Below are 19356 nucleotides of genomic sequence, written 5' to 3'. Positions count from 1 at the left end.
GAACTACTTATGCTTGCCTTAGACATTCAGCAACTATCCAAAACCTATAACAACGGTGTTCAAGCGGTTAAAGGCATTGATTTAACAGTCAATACCGGTGATTTTTTCGCTTTGTTAGGGGCTAATGGCGCAGGCAAATCAACTACGATTGGCTTGATTACAACTTTAGTCAATAAAACGTCCGGAAGTATCAAGATTCATGGTTATGATTTGGATACTGAGACAGAACAGGCTAAATCATGTCTGGGGCTCGTACCTCAGGAAGTCAATCTGAATATATTCGAAAATCCAGTTCAGATATTATTAAGTCAGGCGGGCTATTATGGAATTACTCGTAAGGAAGCTTTACCCAGAGCCGAATCATTACTAGAACAACTAGGTCTTTGGGATAAAAGAAAATCTATAGTTCGTCAGCTGTCTGGTGGTATGAAACGACGATTAATGATTGCTCGGGCGTTGATTCATCAACCCAAAGTACTCATACTTGATGAACCTACAGCAGGTGTGGATATAGAAATTCGAAGAAGCATGTGGGAATTCTTAACCCGAACCAATGCGGAAGGCACTACAATAATCCTCACTACTCACTATCTTGAAGAAGCAGAGCAATTATGTAAAAACATAGCCATTATAGACAAGGGAGTCATCATAAAAAACACGTCGATGAAGGCATTATTGCAAACGCTGCGTCACCAGACGTTTATTTTTAATACGGAAACACCCATCAGTACATTACCGGATATCCCTTCATTTAAGACTACATTAATCGATGCGAATACTTTTGAATTAAGAGTGGATAATACCTTAACCCTGAATGAAGTATTTAATGCGCTGACTCAACAGGGTATAACAGTCCACAGTTTGCGCAATAAAACGAACCGCTTGGAAGAGCTTTTTCTGGATCTCATTAAAAATGGCCATTAGACAACAACTTATTGCACTCTATACCCTGGTACGACGCGAACTGGTACGCATGTTTCGCATTGCCAGCCAGGTGTTTTTACCGCCCGTAATTACTACTACCCTTTATTTTCTTATATTCGGTAGTCTGATAGGACCTCGAATAGGCACCATTCAGGGGATTAGTTATCCCATGTTTATTGCTCCTGGCCTTATCATGATGTCGGTCATTGTTAACGCATACGGAAATGTATCGTCCTCATTATTTAGCGTTCGATTTCAAAAAAGCATAGAAGAAATGCTGATAAGTCCCATGCATAACGGTCTGTTATTATTAGGTTATGTTTTAGGTGGGGTATTCAGAGGATTAATCGTGGCCATTCTGGTTTTTCTCATTGCCAGCTTTTTCCTGACTATAGAAATGAATCATCTGCCTATGACCCTGTTTGTTGTTTTATTAGTATCTGCCGTATTTTCACTGGCCGGATTCACCAATGCAATGGTAGCCCGTAACTTTGATGATATTATGCTGGTTCCAACTTTTATCCTGACTCCTCTTACCTATCTGGGAGGTGTATTTTATAGCATCGATATGTTACCCCCATTCTGGCAACATATTTCCTACCTCAATCCTATTTTGTATATGGTCAATGCATTGAGACATGCCATGATTGGCCAGGAAGAAGTGAGTATGAATCTGGCCATGATAATCATCATCGCCATGCTGGTAGGATTGACTATAATCAATCTTGTCCTGTTGAAAAAAGGTGTCGGTTTACGGGAATAGGCGATAGGTTAGGTAACGATGCATCATTCTATAATTGAACTCTTGACTGATTGGCTAACTACTTATGGTAATGATGATGACAGCTCTCAAAAGGCGCTGGCTGATCAATTATTTCATCAACTTAAAGCAATCAATTCAACTCAAGAACTGCTGGATGTACTCCATAAAACCAGCAACGTCACCAACAAAGACAGCCGATTCACCTTTTTTTCAGATATTGAATTCTTCAAACAAATAAATCTATGGATAAATCATCTTAATGAGTTAATTGAAGCTCAAAAAGCAGCTTCTCAAAAACTGCTCATGATCAGCCCCACAAGGGTTAGGTTATCAAGGGAACTTGGTTCATTACTTGATGATCCCGGATTTTTACTGCATCAAAGCGCATCTCAATTACTTGAATTAATCAATGATAACACTACCTGGGATAATGAAAGTATTACTGCAATGTACATTATTATAATCAATGATATGCATCCGACTCCTGTTCCACTGCACCAAAAAGAACCGGATTCAGGTTGCACTTTAATGTAGCCAGGAAACAAATACAAATCACACTCATGAATGCTCGGGTTACAGCACACATCATAACCAAGGTGTATTGTTAATACCTTCTCTCTGCCCATAAAAAACCAGTTACTTGCGTTTAAAACCCAAAGCTTCCAAACGTTGTTCTACCGATGGGTGAGTTGAAAACGAACTGCTTAAGGATTTCACTGGATCAATATCGGAGGGGTCAAAAAGATAAGATGCTTGTCGTACTTGCTCATGCGGGGTCTCACCATATGCCTTTGCATATTGTTCTGCATGTTGTTCGTGATCCTGACTTATTTTAAGCAACGCTCGAGCCATAGGCTCATTATCACGCATCAATTCAACACAACCCGCATCGGCCATATATTCGCGAGTACGGCTTAAAAACAAGGTCAATAAAACCGTGATAATAGGTAATACATAACGCAAGACAATAATAACCATTAACAACCGATTATCTTCTCTCCTGTCACGTTTGTAGAGGACTGAATAAAATAATATATCAATCACAATCAATAAAATATTGCTTAATACAGCCACCATCAACGTTAATTTAATATCATGATGCCGGATATGACTTAACTCATGCCCCATAACAGCCTGTAATTCAGCTCTATCCAGTTTCTCCATTAAACCTCGTGTAATAGCGACCATAGCTGATTTCTCACTGTAGCCACTGGCAAAAGCATTCATATATTCTGCCTCAATGACAAATACCTTGGGCATAAATTGTAATCCGGACGCTACCTTCATTTCCTCAACAACGTTATAGAGTTGCTTTTCCTGAACGGTTTGCGCGCTTTCAGGAGTAATTTCTCTATATTCAGTTCCCAACAGCATAATCCGGTCATAAAGAGCATAAGTGATCATCAAAGAAATTGCGGCAAAACCCAGCATAAGCAATGTGGCAATAGGAACAACCTTAAACGTTATCAAGGCCCGGAAACTTTGTTCCAAAGTGATGTGAGGATACATGGATTGCAGAACGAACGTATCTGCAATCAGCCCAACAATTAAATAAACTAAAAAAAAGAGCGCGATAACTCTCCGAGTCTTACGCTCATTTTGTTTTAACGATGCCCGCCAATCCCCAGCTGTAGCATGGTAGTCCGCTATACTCATAGTCTACTCTCAGAGTTTGACAGTATAATCTTCTTTCGCTTGAATCTGATCTTCAGGAAGACCCCAATAAATAAATTGTTTATCCAGAGAAGCAGAAAACATAGACACTACTATGGATTCAAAAAAGGATTTTTTCTTGGCATTATAACGCTCGATACTGTCGTTGTAGGCCTGTTTGGAATAGGCCAGTTTATTCTCTGTATTGACGATTTCTTCCTGTAATTGCAATACATTTTGACTGGCCTTCAAGTCAGGATATTGCTCAAATACCAGATTTAAACCTGAAGCAATTTTGGAAATACCATTTTCTGCATCCATACGAGCCTGCTCATTACCCGCAGCTTTTGCCTCTTGAGCTTGATTACGTAAAGCCACAACATCTTTTAAAGTGGTTTTCTCATAATCCATATATTTTTTTACAGATTCAATCAGAGATTCAAAGACCTTAAAGCGTCTATCCAGTTGAATATCAATTTGCTTTTTATTGTTATTGATCGCCTCTATAAGGCCTATCAAGGTATTATAGATACTGATGGACCAGACAAATATAAGAGCGACGATGATTAATAAAACTATAAAAAAAGTACCCATTTTTTTATCCTATGCAAGATTTCCTATACTAAGTTATAGCCTGAAAATGAAGAAAATGACAATTGTATTGATTCAATTACAGAGCAATTTCCCTAAGCCCATCGATTCTGCATGAGTACTTTTTTAAAAAGGTATAATGAAATAGAGTTCGGGCAAAGAATGGTTGATTTAACACATTACCTACCCGAATAATAATGGGTTTAAATTACAGATTACATCACAGAGCAAAAACTCAGAGATAATGCAGGTTGCTTTTTAGATTCAGCTTTTACATCGTGTCCTGCTTTTATAAATAAGCCTTTAATTTCCTCTAACATTGGCTCACCGTCCACATGTTTTGGCTGGTTACCTGATTGATTAAACAGCTCAACAACTTTGTCCATCAATTCGAGTACTGACGCAGTAGGAACTTGAAAAACTACTTTTTTATCTGATTGTTCCTGAGAAAGAAATTCGAATACGACCATCTTGGCTTTTTCTGTGTCGTGAATTTGATCGATACCAGCAATTTCTCCGAATCCTCGTGAACTATAACCTTTTGAATTATAATATGAAAACGTCGTCTGACCTGCATCCGAATTTTTTTCCAATGCAACAACCACCTGATCTGGTGAAATAAGAGCGGAAGGGTTTGATGACTTTATGCTCTTTTTTAAATAGATAGCGACTACAGTCTTACCATTCTCTATAGTAAGTTCAGGGCTAAGTAAACTTGCAGATTTTCCAAAGAGAGTATTCATATAATCTTTTGAAGCTGACATAATAATTGTTCCTTATTAGATTGATTAATTTAAGTTCATGCTGGCATGAAATTAAACCATACAACCAACATGTAGAATCAATGATACAGGGCGAAGTTTAATGGAAGCTTAAATTTACTGGTTGAAATTGAATAGCCGATATTAGAATTTTGAATGTCCGGATTAGAAGAGTCGAGACAGCCATCAGGACGATTAATGCTCTAAAAGGCACAATCGTAGCCCTGAGTAATCCTCTCATTGTTTTAGTGAGGATAACTATCTAATGTTCAGTATAAAATTTCGTCTTTACGAACGAAGTGAAGTAATCCAGAATACAGTTCCAATAAGGCTCCGTTCTGGATTGCTTCGCGTTGCTCGCAAAGACGGGTATTTAAATGATCATCAAGACTTAAATAAATACGTTTTCGGCGCTATAAACTATGCGAGGATTACTCAGATCGTAGCTCGTATTAGGCGCAGCAATAATACGGGTTCCATCCATGATAATCACCCCCAATTCTAATTATTTTGAGCCAGTATGGGTTTCAAGAACTGTCCGGTATAAGAGCCTTTGCACTGAGCCACCATTTCAGGGGTTCCCGTAGCAATAATTCGCCCGCCTTTGCTCCCCCCTTCAGGCCCCAGATCAATAATCCAGTCAGCCGTTTTAATCACATCAAGGTTATGCTCAATAATGACTATAGTATTTCCCTGCTCTCGCAATCGGGATAATACAGTCAATAATTGTTTGGTATCGTGAAAATGCAATCCCGTTGTTGGTTCATCAAGAATATATAAAGTATTGCCCGTATCTCGTTTAGATAATTCTCGTGCTAATTTTATCCTTTGTGCTTCCCCGCCAGAAAGAGTAGTTGCACTTTGCCCCAGCTTAATATACGACAGGCCAACATCCATTAATGTTTGACATTTTCGCGCCAGAACAGGAATTGCCGAGAAGAAGTGACAGGCATCTTCAACCGTCATGTCTAATATCTCATGAATGTTTTTACCTTTATACTGAATTTCAAGAGTTTCTCTATTATAACGCTTCCCCTGACACACATCGCAGGAAACATAAATATCAGGCAAGAAGTGCATCTCGACCTTAATCAGTCCGTCCCCCTGACACGCTTCACAACGCCCTCCCCGCACATTAAAACTGAATCGACCAGGTTGATAACCACGAGCACGTGATTCAGGCGTCCCGGAAAACAAATCCCTGATATGAGTGAATATGCCCGTATAAGTTGCCGGATTGGAGCGAGGCGTACGACCAATTGGACTTTGATCAATATCAATCACTTTGTCACATAAATTCAAACCGGATAACTCTCGGACTCCCCCGGGCGTAAATAAACTGGCTCTATTCAGCGAATTGGCGGCAATAGGATATAAAGTATCATTAATTAAACTGGATTTACCCGAACCGGAAACACCGGTAATGCAGGTAAGTACGCCTAAAGGAATGCTCACATCAACATCGTGCAAATTATTACAGGTCACACCTTTTAAATGGAGCATCCGATCAGTATTAACAGGTAAGCGCGATTTAGGAATTTCGATTGATTGTTTACCTGATAAATATTGACCCGTTAAAGAAGCAGGATTTTTCATCACATCATCGGGAGAACCACTGGCAACAATTTCTCCTCCATGCACACCTGCTCCCGGGCCAATATCCAGCACAAAATCCGCGCTGCGAATTGCATCCTCATCATGCTCTACAACAATTACAGTATTACCTTGATTACGCAAATGCATTAATGTTTTCAAAAGTCGATCATTATCTCGCTGATGTAACCCAATAGATGGCTCATCCAGAATATACATCACACCGACTAAACCAGAACCAATTTGACTTGCTAGACGAATACGCTGAGCCTCACCACCAGACAGGGTCTCTGCACTACGTGTTAAAGAGAGGTAATCCAAGCCAACATTAACCAGAAACCCCAGGCGCTCAACGATTTCTTTATTAATTTTCGCCGCAATTTCTCCTCTATACCCTGGCAGATTTAAATCTCTAAAAAACTCATAAGCTTTTTCTATTGAATAAGAACAAAGTTCAGGAAGATTTTTATTATCAATAAAAACATTGCGGGCTTCTTCACGTAAGCGCGCGCCTTGGCACGTTTGACAAGGGCGTGAAGACAAATATTTAGCGAGTTCTTCACGTATCATACCTGAATCCGATTCACGATAACGACGCTGCATATTGGGAATTATCCCTTCAAAACTATGACGCTTCATCATATAACCGCCATTGGGTCTATGATAATTAAATTCGATTACTTCCTGGCCACTCCCATATAAAACCGCCTGCCGCATCTTCTCAGACAAATCACAAAATGCAGTGTTGATATTAAAACCATAATGCTTGGCAAGGGACTCGAGCATGCTAAAGTAATAAGAAGATTTCTTATCCCAACCGCGAATCGCTCCTTCAGCCAGACTGGCAGTTTCATCATGGATTACTCGATTCGGATCAAAAAATTGATCAACACCCAAGCCATCACATGAACCACAGGCACCAGCAGGATTATTAAAAGAGAATAATCTAGGTTCCAACTCACTTAAACTATATCCGCATTCAGAACAGGCAAATTTAGAAGAAAACAAAAGTTCATCAAACTCATTATCCATAGAAGCCACTATGGCTATCCCTTCTGCAAGATTCAGGGCGTTTTCAAATGATTCACTCAAGCGTTGAGCTATGTCAGGCCTGACTTTAAATCGGTCGACCACTATTTCTATTGTGTGTTTGGTTCGCAAACCCAATTTAGGCGGTGAATCCAGTTCACAGAGCTGTCCATCAACTCGAGCACGAACATACCCCTGAGCCTGTAATTGTTGTAATAACTGGACATGTTCCCCTTTACGATCACGAACAACGGGCGCCAAAATCATTACTTTACTATCAGCAGGCAAAGCCAATACCTGATCGACCATTTGACTGATCGTCTGAGCATGCAAACTGACTTTATGAGTTGGGCAACGAGGCTCACCAACCCGGGCATAGAGCAAGCGTAAATAATCATAAATTTCGGTAATGGTACCAACAGTGGAGCGAGGATTATGTGATGTGGCCTTTTGTTCAATTGATATTGCCGGAGACAATCCTTCAATAGAGTCCACATCCGGTTTTTCCATCATAGAGAGAAACTGCCGGGCATAAGCTGATAACGACTCAACGTAACGTCGCTGACCTTCAGCATATAAAGTATCAAAGGCCAAGGAAGACTTCCCTGATCCTGACAAACCGGTAATGACTATTAATTTATCTCGCGGTAAATCCAGATCTAAATTTTTAAGGTTGTGAGTTCTTGCGCCACGGATGGAAATAGTATGCATATTAGCCACTAATGGAGTTAAAAAGAAACAAAGTATATCTCTGCTATAATAATATAACAAATTGTTCACTTTACTGAATGTAAAGGATTTTATTTATGAAATCTTTCCTGCGATGTCATGTATTAGTTATTATCCTTTGTCTTACCTCTCCCATTATTCATGCAGAGCAGAATAGCTTACTATCACAATGGGTAGCAAAAACACTGATGGATACTCTATCGATCAGCTATGAAAAACCCCTGAATGACTATAAAGACGTTAAAGATAATTATTCTATAAACGCGTGGAGTGGAATGACCAGTTTCCTGGGTGGTGGGGGAAACCTGACTAAAATCCGATCAGAAAAACTGACCCTACATCCTGTATTAGAAGGCGAGCCTGTAATCCTTAGCTCAGGAAAAGTCTCTGGAATGAACTATTGGGTAGTCAATCAAATAGTACTTATCCCTGAATTCAATACTCGGCTAAACTTCAAACTAACCATTCTGGAACAAGCAGTCGCTCAAGAAGATCCTTATCTCATTCAAAGTTTAAAGATTAATGTTCTGCCCTATCCGTAAATCCAGAACACAAGTGTTCGATTAAATTATTCACGATGAAATCTATACTCTTAATCTGAATTCTGATTGAATATAAGCTTACCGGAGGGCACTATGCGTAAATGTATTTATTTTATAATTACAGCCATATTGATTTTATTTATAAGTCAATCACAAGCAAATAACCTGAAAAAATTTGAGCAAGACATCAGTGATTCAGTCATAACCACAAAAATAACCGCCAAATTTGCAGAAAACAAAAATCTCAACCCACTAAAAATTTCAATTTCTACGGATAAAGGCATAGTGAAACTAAGCGGCTATGTTGGGGACAGCCAAGCATTTGTAGATGCATTGCGTATTGCAAAAAATACAAAAGGAGTTAAGTCCGTCCGTACCAATGATTTATACATCAAAAAAGTAAATACAGCATTTACGGATGCCTTTATAACAGCACGAGTAGAAACAGCAGTATTAAAAGCGAAAGTATTAGATGATGAATCGATTCCGCTTGTTGGCATCAATGCAACAACCACCAATGGTGTAGTAACCCTGTCAGGGAATGTTAAAAGTGCTCTATCCATCGCATCCATTATAAATAGAGTGAATGCGATCCGAGGGGTAAAGAAAATAATTACTCATTTACAAATTGAGGACAATGTATGAACACTTTTACACGCTTTAAATTCTTCCTCTGGTATTTCGGTCACTTTAAAGTAGCAATGATTGGTTATTTAAAACCACGTCTCATTAAACTGACGGACAGCGATATAGTCATTTGCCTGCCTCTAAGAAGGCGCAGCCGCAATCATTTAAACTCAATGTATTTTGGTGCCCTGGCCGTAGGCGCAGATTTGGCTGGAGGTTTACATGGCTTTTACCATGCAGAACGTGCACAATGTAAAGTCTCCCTGGCCTTTAAATCATTTAAAGCCCAATTTTTAAAAAGACCTGAATCCAATGTATATTTCGTTTGTACTGAAGGAGATACAGTTAAAACCATGGTTGAAGATTCCAAAAAATCTGGCGAGCGAATAAATAAACCCATCAACATTAAAGCCTACACAAATTATCAAACCGAACCAGAAGAAGTGGCTGATTTCATTCTTGAACTCTCCCTCAAAGTAATACGCTAGTTCCTCATTCATTTTAAATCTTGGGATAGGCGTCTGGAATATGCATGGATTTACGTCTTTTTAACCACCTAAAACCAATGACTCCCATTCATTTTTTTAAATCAAATCAGTTGACAAAACACCAACAAAAGACTAATTATTAATCATAAAGCTCTTTATTTAAACCAACCCAAGGTTGATTTATATGATCGAATTAATTATCCAAACGCAACCTGATGATGAAAGCTGTGGGCCTACATGCCTCCACGCGGTTTATCAATATTATGGATTAGAATTTGACTTAAATGAGATAATCCAGACTATAGACCGATCTATATCTGGGGGAACGTTATCCCCAATGTTAGGCAAACATGCCTTGCAACAAGGTTTTAACGCGAATATTTATATCTATAACTTGAATATCTTCGATCCAAGCTGGTTTCATAATGGTTCTGTGGATAATAAATTTCTCATGGATAAGCTTGATGCCCAAATGACCTATAAAAACGATCCCTACATCACTCAAGCATCGCTGGCCTTTATTGAATATTTAAAATTAGGTGGAAAAGTTTCAGTACATCCGCTGAATATTAATCTTCTAAAAAAATACTTTACTCAAAAAACTCCTATAATAACCGGATTAAGCGCCACAAACCTGTATTGGAGTGCCAGAGAATTTTTTACTCCAGAGGGAAAGTCAATTTATGATGATGTGCGCGGCACGCCTTGCGGACATTTTGTTGTTCTTTGCGGATATGACGCCCAAAAACGACATGTCGTTATTGCGGATCCTCATGCTGAAAATCCCCTATTCCATAATAACTACTATAAAGTGAATATTAACCGATTAATCAATTCAATTATGCTGGGAGTCATAACCTATGATGGAAATCTCCTGGTTATTGAACCTAAAATTCAAGGTATCTAGTTCTCCTGCGCTGGGGAATATTAGGGTATTTTCCTATCCATAAAACTTCACCTTCTATTTTACTTTACTCTACAGGGCAAACCAGTTTAGGATGAGGTTATGTTAGATCATTTTTGACTTGTGTCACGTCGATAGATTGCTATACTCAAAGTCTACAGCGTCACAATAATTATTATAAAGTAAGTATATTGCTTGATTAACTCTATAATGCTTGGTGTACTAACTTATGGTGCCAGGATGCCCATAAATGAATCCAAAGAGAGATAAATGCAAACAGTTATTGTTACAGATGATCTTGAAAGTTGGTCGTTTTTAAATAAGCTTGCTCCTACAGTTCATGCTCTAGAGTATCTTAGTGGAGACGAATACCATCAAAGTAAATCCTATCGTGTGATTAATCTCTGCCGGGATTATAATTATCAAACTATAGGTTATTACGTTTCGCTTCTTGCACAGGCACGTGATCACAAAGCATTACCTTCAGTCCATAGCATACAGGATGTTCATAACGTCAGTTTATCCAAATTAATATCCCAGGATACACATGAAGAAATTCAGCACAGCTTACATGATATTAAGGGCAATGAATTTATCCTGAGTTTGTACTTTGGTCAAAATATGGCAAAAAGATATTCTACTCTGGCCAAACAATTGCATGGGTTATTCCCGTTGCCTCTTATTCGATTTACTCTTGAAAAGAAAAAGCAATGGCGCATTAAAACATTAACTCCATTATCTCTAGCTGATGTACCTGAACATCATCGGGAATTTATGCGTCAATCAGCAGAGAGTTATTTATCCAAAAAAAGGGTACATCAATGGCGTAAAAAACAACGTTTTCACGATCTCGCCATCCTTTTAGATCCTACTGAACCCAATGCCCCGTCCAATAAAAAAGCACTGGATTTATTTATTTCTGCCGGCGAGGAATTAGGACTCAACGTTGATTTAATTGATAAAAATGAGAGTAAATCCATCGCCGAATACGATGCATTATTTATCAGAGCCACTACATCCGTGAACCATTTTACGTATCGATTGTCACGTCGAGCGGCACAGGAAAATCTGGTTGTCATCGATGATCCACAATCCATCATCAAGTGTTCCAATAAAGTATATCTAGCCGAATTGTTAAGCAGTCATCAAATCAGAACACCCGAAACGCTGTTCATCAGTAAATACGACCAACAACTCCCCAAAATTGAATTCCCATGCGTATTAAAAAAACCGGACAGCGCATTTTCCCATGGGGTAGTGAAAATTGATGATGAAAAGAGCTTAATAAAATCGTTAAGCCAGTTTTTCAAAACTTCTGATTTAGTGGTAGTTCAACCCTTTATTCCTACAGAGTTCGATTGGAGAATTGGCGTTTTGGATAACAAAGCATTATTTGCCTGCAGATATTTTATGGCTAAGGGCCATTGGCAAATCTATGATTGGCATGGGGCACAGGAACAAAAAGAAGGTGATCATGAAACACTGCCTATTCATGCTGTTCCCGAAGCCATCCTTAAAATCGCCCTGAAAAGTACACGTTTGATTGGCGATGGTTTATATGGTGTCGATATTAAAAGTCATGGCGATCAACATTATGTAATCGAAGTCAACGATAACCCCAATATTGATAACGGCCTGGAAGATCAAATTTTAGGCGAAAATTTATATCACCAGATCATGAATGTGTTTCTTCAACGTATTCGCAGGAAGCATGGTTATGTCTAATTTTTCTATTTTTTCGGTATTGGGTATAGAAATTGAATACATGCTAGTGGATAGAGACAGTCTGAATGTCCAACCTAAAAGTGACCTCATCTTAAGTGCTCTGGCCGGTCATCAGGTTGATGAGGTTGAATTAGGTGATATAGCAATCAGCAACGAATTGGTAATGCATGTTCTTGAATTAAAAAATAATGGTCCCCGATCATTAGATGCACCTGTAACGGAACAGTTCCAAAAAACTATTCGGGAATTACAGCCGATTCTGGAACAACACAATTTATTACTATTACCCACTGGAGCTCATCCCTGGATGAATCCACATACTGAAACAGTACGCTGGCCTCATGGTAATCGTGAAATCTACAAACAATTTGATGCTATATTTGATTGCAAAGGACATGGATGGTCAAATCTGCAGAGTATGCATGTCAACCTGCCCTATGCAAATCAGGAAGAATTTTATCAGCTGCATAATGTTATCCGCTTGATTCTGCCTCTTTTGCCAGCACTTGCCGCAAGTACGCCCATTCTTGATGGTAAAGCGACCGGATTACTGGACTCCAGACTGTATTTCTATAGCCGTAATCAACAACGGATTCCATCGATAAGTGGTGATGTAATTCCTGAATTTATAAGTTCAGAAGAAGAATATAAGCAAAAAATTCTTAACCCGATGTATCTAGACATCAGCCCTTATGATCCTGAAGGTATATTGCAGTATCAATGGCTGAATTCTAGAGCAGCAATCCCCAAATTTAATTCCAAAGCAATAGAAATTCGTATATTGGACAGTCAGGAATGTGTTGAAGCGGACATTGCCATAGCTCACGCAATCAATGCTGTTTTGAAAAACTGGCAATCCTCGTCGCATTATTATCTAGATAATCCCTGCGACACCTCAAGTTTAAAACACATTTTTGATACAGCAATAGAACACGGTTTGCATACTCAAGTAGAGGACATGGAGTTGTTAAAACAATGGCAACTTCCAGCGCGATCCATGAAGTTAAATGAAGTATGGTCTATGCTTATAGAACAGGTTAGCTCTGAATTAAATGACAAACAACAAGCTGCTTTGGAGGTAATCTTAAGTCAAGGCAATTTAAGTCAGCGCATCCTGAATGCGGTCAGCAAGGATAATGGTAAAGACTCATTAAAGAGAATTTACAGACAGCTTGCTGATAGCCTGCTCTCTAATCAACAATTTAGACCATAATGAAAAACATTGCGATTGTGATCAGTTGTGAACATGCGGTAGATACAGTTCCAGAGGAATACACTACCCTATTCGCTCCGTTTAAAGAGTTAATAAAAACACATAGAGGAATCGATTTTGGCGCTTTAGCCATAGCTCGGTATTTAAAGGATACCCTACCATCCGATTTTATTCAGGCTCATGCAACACGATTATTGATTGACTGCAACAGAAGCCTGAATCGTCCCTCTTGTTTTTCTGAAGTCACCAGAGATTTGCCTGCTGAAGAAAAAAACAAGATTATTAAACTCTATTATCAACCATTTCGTGAACAGGTCACCAATCTTATTCAAAAACACATCAACCAAAAACTTCAGGTGTGGCATTTCTCCATCCATAGCTTTACCCCTGTAATGAATGACCAGGTGCGCGCGACCGATATAGGTTTATTGTATAATCCTCAACGGCCATCAGAAAAAGACCTTTGTGAACAATTGCAAAAGGAAATACAGCAATTAAATCCAGAGATTAGAGTGCGTCGAAATTATCCTTATAAAGGCATCAGTGATGGATTTACTACCTTCTTACGCAAAAAATTTACCGATACAGAATACGTTGGTATTGAAATTGAATCCAACCAGTCGTTAACGCTAAACGAACAATCAATAGACATACTTAAAAAAATATTATCAGATAGCTTATTAAAACTAATATGTTAATATTAGCTTAATAATGACCCACTATAATATAATACAATTAACACATTTGGTATTTTGATGATTTCAGAAAAATTAAAACTGTTAGAGTCAATTAAAGAGCATCAGTTTTCCAAATTAATTGCTGCAATTAATACCAGAATCCTTGACACTTTACAAAGTCAAAATTTTAATCCTCGAATTGCCCCATATTTAGGTAAGATCAATAAAGAAGGCGTTCCTTATACCAATTATGATCTCGATCCGGATAATATTTCTCAAATCAAGAAACTCATCAACGCACTATATTATGCCCGATTAACCCTGGAAGATATTGAACGCATTGATTTGTCTGAGAAAAAAATTGATAGCCTGAAATTAATCTATACTAACATCATCCATCAGGCTTATGAGGCATGTTATTTATTAACTCATCTGGATGTAGACATAAGAGATATGTTCAGCGAAGAGTTACAATTTCTTATTCCCCTGTTCCGACAATTAATGGCATTTGCAGACAGTCACTCTGAAGAAACAAAGGAATTTGCTGAAAGCCTGAAAAGGTATCCTCTCAGTTATAAAATTGGAGAAATTACAGGAACTGCAGTAGATCAAATGCAACCGAACAGTGCCGATCTGGATTATAAATTTCTTACCCAATTTAGTGCGGTCTTACCCAGTTATATTGATCAACTAACACAATACATCAAAGAATATTCAACTGAAATAATTGAAAAAGAACCTTCACTTAATAATGAAAAGCTCGAAGAGTTACAAACCGCTGCATTAAAACTATTAAATGACCTGGAAAATATAAAGGGCAACAGCATTTTTTTGTCATTTAAAGTGTTAAATTATATTCACATCATGCGGAACATCATTACCTTGTCCAAGAGTTCCCTTGAACAAATGGGGCATTTTAGCGATTCTTCTCAGGATGTCATCCGAAATAATCTGGCCCAATTAAAATACGTTGTATTGCCTACATTATTTGGCTTAGTAGATAAAATTGAAGACAATGCCATGTTAAAGCCTGGCACTTTATCCATTCCCCTAATGGAAAAAATTAAACCACTGTACGCATTGCTAATCCATTATGCCTCCAAGCCCGTTAATTTTCAGGAAAAAGGAGAGGAATTACTCAGTATTGAAGATTCACGTTTTCTGGCATTAAGACTGGAACGAACTTATGAACGCATTGATGCTGCGAATAAAGCGATTTTTAAAATCCAAAAGGCCGAAGAAGCATTAATCAGTTTTTATGAGATTCTTGAAAATCCACTTTATAAAGACCTGGCGTTACATCAATTACCTCAAAAAACAAAAAATCAATTAATTACGCATTATAAGCTGATCAAACCGTATATGATGCAAAAGGACTTTGATTTAAATGACAAAATAATTGACAGTCTTCAAGGTCCTGAAACCTACTCTTCCTGGTTAGGTAAACCCTATCGCTGGTTGCGAAGTCAATTACCAGCTGATCACGTAAGCATCATAATAGAACGAAAAAACACAATACAAACATTAATTTCAAAAAAACGAGCAACCCAGGAATTTCATATCAATCTGAATATGGATTTGATTAATTCAGTCAACAAACAAACCAATCTGGTATTGTTTCCTTACAATGATCAAACCAACGTATTTTCAGTAGATGAATCAGAAGCTGTACCTGCAAGTGATACCTGTGCTCTTCTCAATCTAACGAATAAATACAATCTCAAATTGACGCCCAAAATAAAATTTGCACCTCAGACACTTTATCTTGAAGAAACAAATGAAGGTTTAAAATACGACATAATTAATCTTAATGGAAAACGTGTAACGGCCATTATTCCCTGGAATAAGTTAACCGAATTCCCTCACGATGTCCGTGAAATAATTGCATCAAAAGATAGATACTTACCCAAACTTCTGGAATTAACCGCTAACGCAGGGCACACCAAATCAACCGATAATCTGAAACTTGTTGCGAAAGAGAAACATGACCCACAGACTATATATCTTGAAACAACTGATAAAGGGTTGAAATATGAGGTAATCACCCCTGAAGGAAAAACTGCCACAGCAATCATACCCTGGAAAAAATTAAGCGATTTTCCTCATGACGTCTCATTAATAATAGCCTCAAAAGATCTCTATTTATCCAGACTACTTGAGATAACCTCAGAAGCGGGACATACCTTAAATTCAACTGAATTGAAATTTGACGAAATTAAAGGTTTGTTAAAAGGGAAAAGCGCCGTAATTTTATTTAATAATGAAGAGCTTGTTTATGCCAACTCAACAAATCAAACCGTCACAACACTTAAAGCTACAGAAACGAATCAAACCAGTTTTGATCAATTAAAAGCAACCTGCACACATGCTTATAAAGTTGCAAGAGATAATGAACTTAAATTAATTACCGATGTAACCGGTCGCCCCCATCTAGGTTTTAAAGAGGTAAAAAGTCAACATGTACTCAGTAACCCCAAGAACCTAAGTGCGGATCAAGCATTGGATCTGCATCAATGGTACAGAAACAAGCGCGACAAATTTATGGTTGCCAAAAATGCCTATGATGAATTTATTGCGTTATTAAAAAAACACATCACAAATCCAGGAATGACAGGGAGCGGAGTCCTTCAGATCAATCGTCTGGATAAAACGGTCAGAGTACGCTGCCGTAATTTATATAACCTGTTTCAACCCTATTTCATTAATGGGGTACCCACAGAACTAAAAGACGCAGCCCTGGAATTTGATAAATATTTGGTTCATTCATTTTCAGGTGAATCAGAACAGAGCACCGCTCCAGCAATAGATATGTTTCAACAACTTGATGAACATTTTCAAGTATATTTTACTGAAATCGATTTATCCTGGGGTAGAAAAAGCCGAACCTACTTAAGAATGGCACAGGAAAAATATGCTGAAGAAAATGAAGAGTCCCCATTACAACACGATGCAACCATTGGAAACAGAGGTCATCATTTAATACAGCATACCGATTATTCTAAATACGTCCATAATTTTAGAATAGACCTAAATAAAATTTTATTATTTCTTAATCAGTCTATGCAGGCAGAGTTACGCCCTCAACGGTCCGGAATTCCATTTCCGGAATTGGAAGATCCAAATACATTGGCCATTCAATGTAAACAAGTCCTGGCGATTAAACGAATTTTCAATAGTCTGTTTCATGTTGAAGGGATAATGCATGAACTGGAAAAATTAAATAACCGCAGCTCTGAAACTCGATATGTATATCATTTGCTCATGGCTTATGGACACCTTGATGAAATCATGAAAATGTCCAAAGAGCTTGCAACAGATCCTCATTTTAGCCTCATAGGCCGTGAATTATTAGAGAAAGCTCAAAACATGTATGCGACCATTCAGGCGCAAAGCGATCCTTATCAAGTGGCACATGCAGAAGTAAATTATAATAAACCCGTGCAATCCAATGGAATGTGGTATGTACTTAATGCCTTTTATATTAGTCCGAAACATATCAGAAGCCTGCGAAATAATAGTTTTCTTACCGTAGAAGAATTAAATGAACTACATATCAGCGCCAAACGATCTGCTGTTCAGATTGAAGCTATAGTCAATAGCGCAGGCTCATATTTTCAGTTGTTCCTGCAAGTTCCCAATATGTTTAGCTTGTACAGTAACCTGACCAGTAAACTGAATGAATTTATCAGCACAGCTCATGACACTGTCTTCAATAACCTGGATCAGTTCGACCCCAAGATTTTTACCCCCATGTTACTTGAAGCCGATCTTTGGGAAGATAAATTAGGATTAATTCCGGGTACATTATCAGGTCCACTGAAACAAATAATAGATGAGTTTTATAAAGGTTTACTACGTCCCTTGGATTTGGATGCAAAAACCCATGTCGATTTAATCTGTAATAAAGCCAGTTTAGAAAAAAGACTGCACATAACGCAACAGAAAATTGATAGTGCAGAACAACATCTGAAAAAGCTGGATAAAAACTACAAACACATCCATAAGTTTGCCTCGTTATTGGAAGAATACCAATATTTTACCGGTGGACTATTACCAGCCGATCGGTTCATTATAGAGCATACTAAGAAAAAACTAATTGAAGGTTATAATAAGGCCCTGCCCAAACTGGTAACTCTTCAGAAAAAAATAACTTTGGATCCCGAAAAAACTGACCCTGAATTTGATGCTCTGATAAATACAAATCTCAAAGAATATCTGCCTAAACTATCACAAATCAAGGAGCTGATTACCGCAAGCCATAACCACTATTTGGGAATTAAAGCGACCTATCAAATGCAGTTAAATACTGCCAAAGAGAAACTAACGTATCTTAATAAATTAAGCAATGCACAGGATCAGGCCAATTTACTCTTTATCAAAGAATACACTACCGAATCATTTAATAAACAAATGGAAGCGTTCTGCAATCGGCACATAGGCCTGCAATATACCGATAAAGAATATCGAAATAAACTTAGAGAATATTTATTAACGTTTAAAGAACAAATAATTGATGAAGCAAAATCCGTAGACGATATTAACCTGGCTGTAAAAAATTTACTGAAAGAAAAAATCAAAATGTTTGAACAACAAAATTTTGCCAAATACTTCCACCTGGATACAGTACGAGTTGCCTTGGCTCAATTTAAAAATTATTTCAGTATCTCCACCCTGGCTATTGAGCGCAATTATTCACTATTTGAGAATGAAAAAACGCTAGGGGAAAAAACGGAGAAAATTAATAAACTGCTTGAATTTGCTGAGGATGAACAATTAACTATAGATGAACGCTTTTCCAAAATTTCATTTGATGTCACAGATCCCAGTTTTGGAAGGATAATACTCGCCCATAAACAAGAAGATCATTTTAGTTTTACTTACTTGATACAGTGCGTGGTATCGATACTCGAAGCTCTTTCCCTCTACACTCCAGCACGAAAAAAGCTGTATAACGATTTACAAGCATCAGTAAATAATAAGCCTCAAATTAATGAGCTCTCAAAACGATTTGGTTTATTTGCCACATCACAAACACCAGCACCACCAACTATAACGCCTGAAGTCCCAACCAATGATGAAGTAGATAGCGACGATTCAGCACCTAGTGCTTCACCATCTATTTAAAAAAGCCCTCAAC

15 protein-coding genes are annotated in these 19356 nt (G+C 38.0%); 11 read left to right on the top strand and 4 right to left on the bottom strand.

What is annotated here, in order from left to right:
- Window positions 1–9 precede the first annotated feature (9 nt).
- The 3 genes from Lqua_RS00405 to Lqua_RS00395 are packed head-to-tail and all read left to right on the top strand — an operon-like array spanning window position 10 to window position 2221.
- Window positions 10–924 (top strand): ABC transporter ATP-binding protein, encoded by a 915-nt coding sequence (locus Lqua_RS00405; protein ID WP_058472341.1) that lies wholly within the window; start codon window positions 10–12, stop codon window positions 922–924.
- A complete protein-coding gene (locus Lqua_RS00400; RefSeq protein WP_058472340.1) occupies window positions 914–1687 on the top strand; it encodes an ABC transporter permease in 774 nt (257 codons plus the stop codon). Before Lqua_RS00405 ends, Lqua_RS00400 begins: the two co-directional genes overlap by 11 nt.
- 18 nt (window positions 1688–1705) lie before the next feature.
- Entirely contained in the window at window positions 1706–2221 is a 516-nt protein-coding gene (locus tag Lqua_RS00395; protein ID WP_058472339.1) for a hypothetical protein, read from the top strand.
- A gap of 102 nt (window positions 2222–2323) precedes the next feature.
- Here Lqua_RS00395 and htpX read toward each other — a convergent pair whose 3' ends face one another.
- The 4 genes from htpX to uvrA form a co-directional block, all read right to left on the bottom strand.
- Window positions 2324–3343, bottom strand: a complete 1020-nt coding sequence (gene htpX / locus Lqua_RS00390; RefSeq protein ID WP_058472338.1) for a zinc metalloprotease HtpX — start codon at window positions 3341–3343, stop codon at window positions 2324–2326.
- A 9-nt stretch (window positions 3344–3352) separates the two neighbouring features.
- Entirely contained in the window at window positions 3353–3934 is a 582-nt protein-coding gene (locus tag Lqua_RS00385) for a LemA family protein (protein WP_058472337.1), read from the bottom strand.
- Between the two features lie 212 nt (window positions 3935–4146).
- Window positions 4147–4695, bottom strand: coding sequence for a hypothetical protein (locus Lqua_RS00380; protein ID WP_058472336.1), 549 nt, complete (start codon window positions 4693–4695; stop codon window positions 4147–4149).
- 498 nt (window positions 4696–5193) lie between these two features.
- Entirely contained in the window at window positions 5194–8025 is a 2832-nt protein-coding gene (gene uvrA / locus Lqua_RS00370) for an excinuclease ABC subunit UvrA (protein ID WP_058472334.1), read from the bottom strand.
- Window positions 8026–8120: 95 nt separating this feature from the next.
- Here uvrA and Lqua_RS00365 point away from each other — a divergent pair, with 95 nt between their 5' ends.
- The 8 genes from Lqua_RS00365 (at window position 8121) to Lqua_RS18605 (ending at window position 19343) form a co-directional block, all read left to right on the top strand.
- Entirely contained in the window at window positions 8121–8585 is a 465-nt protein-coding gene (locus Lqua_RS00365; RefSeq protein WP_058472333.1) for a DotI/IcmL/TraM family protein, read from the top strand.
- Between the two features lie 93 nt (window positions 8586–8678).
- The gene (locus Lqua_RS00360) at window positions 8679–9230 is read left to right on the top strand and encodes a BON domain-containing protein (protein ID WP_058472332.1); all 552 of its coding nucleotides are present in this window, start codon (window positions 8679–8681) and stop codon (window positions 9228–9230) included.
- Window positions 9227–9700: a hotdog family protein gene (locus tag Lqua_RS00355; RefSeq protein ID WP_058472331.1), complete on the top strand. Its 474-nt coding sequence runs from the start codon at window positions 9227–9229 to the stop codon at window positions 9698–9700. Before Lqua_RS00360 ends, Lqua_RS00355 begins: the two co-directional genes overlap by 4 nt.
- Window positions 9701–9884: 184 nt before the next feature.
- Window positions 9885–10607 carry a C39 family peptidase gene (locus Lqua_RS00350; protein WP_058472330.1) on the top strand — a complete coding sequence of 241 codons (723 nt, stop codon included), beginning with the start codon at window positions 9885–9887 and terminating at the stop codon, window positions 10605–10607.
- A gap of 267 nt (window positions 10608–10874) precedes the next feature.
- Window positions 10875–12329 carry a RimK family protein gene (locus Lqua_RS00345; RefSeq protein ID WP_058472329.1) on the top strand — a complete coding sequence of 485 codons (1455 nt, stop codon included), beginning with the start codon at window positions 10875–10877 and terminating at the stop codon, window positions 12327–12329.
- A complete protein-coding gene (locus tag Lqua_RS00340; RefSeq protein ID WP_058472328.1) occupies window positions 12322–13542 on the top strand; it encodes a carboxylate-amine ligase in 1221 nt (406 codons plus the stop codon). Before Lqua_RS00345 ends, Lqua_RS00340 begins: the two co-directional genes overlap by 8 nt.
- On the top strand, window positions 13542–14240 hold the full coding sequence (locus tag Lqua_RS00335) for an N-formylglutamate amidohydrolase (protein WP_058472327.1): 699 nt from the start codon (window positions 13542–13544) through the stop codon (window positions 14238–14240). Before Lqua_RS00340 ends, Lqua_RS00335 begins: the two co-directional genes overlap by 1 nt.
- 57 nt (window positions 14241–14297) lie before the next feature.
- A complete protein-coding gene (locus Lqua_RS18605) occupies window positions 14298–19343 on the top strand; it encodes a protein SdhA (protein WP_238585502.1) in 5046 nt (1681 codons plus the stop codon).
- Window positions 19344–19356 lie beyond the last annotated feature (13 nt).

The sequence above is a fragment of the Legionella quateirensis genome, from assembly GCF_001467955.1.
Lineage (GTDB): Bacteria > Pseudomonadota > Gammaproteobacteria > Legionellales > Legionellaceae > Legionella > Legionella quateirensis.
Note: the sequence above shows the minus strand (reverse complement) of the source record. Positions and strands in the feature narration are given on the sequence as shown.

What these genes read in the sequence shown, in the direction of transcription:
- Lqua_RS00405 (WP_058472341.1), top strand. Translation starts at nt 10, where the DNA reads ATGCTTGCCTTAGACATTCAGCAACTATCCAAAACCTATAACAACGGT.
- Lqua_RS00400 (WP_058472340.1), top strand. Translation starts at nt 914, where the DNA reads ATGGCCATTAGACAACAACTTATTGCACTCTATACCCTGGTACGACGC.
- Lqua_RS00395 (WP_058472339.1), top strand. Translation starts at nt 1,706, where the DNA reads ATGCATCATTCTATAATTGAACTCTTGACTGATTGGCTAACTACTTAT.
- htpX (WP_058472338.1), bottom strand. Translation starts at nt 3,343, where the DNA reads ATGAGTATAGCGGACTACCATGCTACAGCTGGGGATTGGCGGGCATCG.
- Lqua_RS00385 (WP_058472337.1), bottom strand. Translation starts at nt 3,934, where the DNA reads ATGGGTACTTTTTTTATAGTTTTATTAATCATCGTCGCTCTTATATTT.
- Lqua_RS00380 (WP_058472336.1), bottom strand. Translation starts at nt 4,695, where the DNA reads ATGTCAGCTTCAAAAGATTATATGAATACTCTCTTTGGAAAATCTGCA.
- uvrA (WP_058472334.1), bottom strand. Translation starts at nt 8,025, where the DNA reads ATGCATACTATTTCCATCCGTGGCGCAAGAACTCACAACCTTAAAAAT.
- Lqua_RS00365 (WP_058472333.1), top strand. Translation starts at nt 8,121, where the DNA reads ATGAAATCTTTCCTGCGATGTCATGTATTAGTTATTATCCTTTGTCTT.
- Lqua_RS00360 (WP_058472332.1), top strand. Translation starts at nt 8,679, where the DNA reads ATGCGTAAATGTATTTATTTTATAATTACAGCCATATTGATTTTATTT.
- Lqua_RS00355 (WP_058472331.1), top strand. Translation starts at nt 9,227, where the DNA reads ATGAACACTTTTACACGCTTTAAATTCTTCCTCTGGTATTTCGGTCAC.
- Lqua_RS00350 (WP_058472330.1), top strand. Translation starts at nt 9,885, where the DNA reads ATGATCGAATTAATTATCCAAACGCAACCTGATGATGAAAGCTGTGGG.
- Lqua_RS00345 (WP_058472329.1), top strand. Translation starts at nt 10,875, where the DNA reads ATGCAAACAGTTATTGTTACAGATGATCTTGAAAGTTGGTCGTTTTTA.
- Lqua_RS00340 (WP_058472328.1), top strand. Translation starts at nt 12,322, where the DNA reads ATGTCTAATTTTTCTATTTTTTCGGTATTGGGTATAGAAATTGAATAC.
- Lqua_RS00335 (WP_058472327.1), top strand. Translation starts at nt 13,542, where the DNA reads ATGAAAAACATTGCGATTGTGATCAGTTGTGAACATGCGGTAGATACA.
- Lqua_RS18605 (WP_238585502.1), top strand. Translation starts at nt 14,298, where the DNA reads ATGATTTCAGAAAAATTAAAACTGTTAGAGTCAATTAAAGAGCATCAG.